At 73.9% G+C, this 2415-nt stretch carries 2 protein-coding genes; one reads left to right on the top strand and one right to left on the bottom strand.

From position 1 onward, the window contains the following. Window positions 1–1009 (top strand): DMT family transporter (locus tag AB0O29_RS35095; RefSeq protein WP_365160272.1); only part of this gene is annotated, 1009 nt, incomplete at its 5' end. A 31-nt stretch (window positions 1010–1040) separates the two neighbouring features. On the opposite strand, the gene fabV is transcribed toward AB0O29_RS35095, so the two are convergent. Further along, window positions 1041–2255: an enoyl-[acyl-carrier-protein] reductase FabV gene (gene fabV / locus AB0O29_RS35090; protein WP_365160269.1), complete on the bottom strand. Its 1215-nt coding sequence runs from the start codon at window positions 2253–2255 to the stop codon at window positions 1041–1043. Window positions 2256–2415 lie beyond the last annotated feature (160 nt).

Below are 2415 nucleotides of genomic sequence, written 5' to 3'. Positions count from 1 at the left end.
GGGCGACCACGGAGGCGGCAGGGTGAAGACGGTGGACAGGGCGGACACGGTGGACGGGGCGGACAGGGCGGACGGGGCGGACGGGGCGGCGTCGAAGGCCCCGCGGCGGCTCGACGGGAGAACACTGGGCATCCTCCTCGGCGCGCTGGGCGTGCTGTGCTTCAGCTTCACCCTGCCGGCGACGAAGTTCGCCGTCCGGGAGTTCCATCCCGTGCTGGTCGCGGCCGGGCGCACCGTCCTCGCCTTCCCGCTGGCCGCCGGCTTCCTCCTGCGCGGTGGAGGGGCGAGGCCGCCCGCCCGGGCGCTGAAGAAGATCGGCTTCCTGGTCTTCGGGAACGTGGTGGGCTTCCCCCTCTTCACCGCCTTCGCCCTCGTCTACGGCTCCTCGGCCAACGCCGCCGTGATCCTCGGGCTGATGCCGCTCGCCACGGCGGTGATGGCCTCCTTCCGGGGCGACGAACGCCCGACCCGGGCGTTCTGGGCCTGCGCGGTGGGCGGCGCGCTCGCCGTGGTGGGCTTCAGCCTCGCCCGCAACGGCCTGCAACCGCCCGCCCCGGGCGACGTGTTCACGGCGCTGGCCGTCGTCACCGGAAGCCTGGGCTACGCGGAGGGCGCCGCCCTGACGCGGGAACACGGCGCGATACGGGCCATATCCTGGGGCATCGTCTTCGGCATGCCCCTGGCCCTGACGACCTGCGTCGTCACCTGGATCGTCACCCACCAGAGCCTCGACGGCGTCACCCTGCCGGGCGCGGCCGGCTTCCTCTACGTGGCCCTCGTCAGCTCCTTCCTCGCCTTCATCCCCTGGAACACGGGCCTGGCCCGGGGCGGCACGGCCCGCGTCAGCCAGGTCCAGCTCCTGCAACCCCTGCTCACCCTCGCCTGGGCGGCCCTGCTGCTGGGCGAACACGTCTCGGCGTGGGCGCTGGCGGTCTCCCTGCTGGTCCTCCTCTTCGTCCTGGGCGCGGCCCGCACGAAGACCCCGCGCGACCGGCCCCCGACGCCGTGACCCGGCCCCCGGCCCTCGGCAGGGCCCGGGGTCAGGACACGGGCGCCGGCCAGGGGACGTCGGTGGTCACCGGCACCGTGTAGTCGACGCCCGGGACGGAGAACCCGTACAGGCGCCGGACCTCGGCGTGGAACCAGTCGAGGTCGGCGAGCGCGGCGATGGTGTCCGTCGTGGCGGCCTCCCAGCGTTCGGCGACGGACGTCTGGACCCCGTCGGTGAGTTCCCAGGTGTCCAGGCGGATCCGGCCCTCCTCGTCCACGGCGAGCGGGGCGGCGCCGGTGAGCTGGTCCCACAGCTCGGCCAACTGCCGGACCGGCGGGACCAGGGCCTCGCCGAGGACGCCGCGCAGCAGGCCCGTGTACAGGGCGATGCCGGGGATGGCGGTGGAGGACTGGGTGACGGCGGCGCCGTTGACGGAGGTCACGGCCCGCCCGCCCACCGCCTTGCCGAGCCGCTCGTCCAGGGTGCGGGCGGTGGCCTCCAGGTGGGCCTTGGCCGCGCCGATCGTGCCCTGCCGGTAGATCGCGGCCGTCAGCGGCGAGCCGATGTACGACAGCGCGGCGGTGGCGAAGCCCTCGCCGACGAGCCCCCGGCCGGACAGGTGGTCGATCCAGCGCTCCCAGTCCGCGCCGCCCATCACGGCCACGGTCTGCTCGACGTCGTCGCCCTCGGCCGGCGCGGTCTCGACCTCGCGGACCTCGGGTACGCCCTGGTCGTCGAAGACGAGGGTCTTGGTACGGTTCGCCTCGCCGATCGGCCGGAGCACGGAGGCGTACGCGGCCCCGGTGTCGGGGTCGGTGCGGCGGGGCGCGGCCACCGAGTAGACGAGGTAGTCCAGCCTGCCGCCGAAACGCTCCTCGATGAGGTCGGCGACCTGCTCCTTCATCGCGTCGGAGAACGCGTCGCCGTTGAGGAAGACCATGTCCCGCCCGGCGGCACGGGCGATGTCGGCGGTGGCGGCGGTGCGGTACCAGCCGCCCGTGGCGGTCCGCCGCTCGGTGGGCGCCTTCTCGAAGGAGACGGCGATCCCCCGGACACCGGCCCGCTTGAGCCCGGCGACGGTGGCCGCCAGCCCGTACCCGGCCGAGGCCCCGATGACCAGCGCCACCGGCCCGTCCCCGTCCGGCACCTCGACGGGATCGGGACAGGCCCGCCACATGTCGGCCACCACCCGCGCACAGCCGGCCGGATGGGCGTCGAGGAAGAGGAACCCCCGGTTACGGGGGATGAGAACACGCTCGCTCACGATGGAAGTCCTTGGATCGACGGTCCGAGACCGCGGCACCCGACCGGCCGGGCCACCGCGCCCTGCAAGTCTCCGCCAGGACGCACGGACGCCGGTCCTCCCACCGGGGAATAGGATCATGAATCGATCTTGGAGACATAGGTCAATGGAGCAGCAGGAC

The organism is Streptomyces sp. NPDC089915, from assembly GCF_040684675.1.
In the GTDB taxonomy this organism is placed as follows: domain Bacteria; phylum Actinomycetota; class Actinomycetes; order Streptomycetales; family Streptomycetaceae; genus Streptomyces.
The sequence above is the reverse complement of the archived record's forward strand: the minus strand, read 5'-3'. Positions and strand labels throughout refer to the sequence as shown.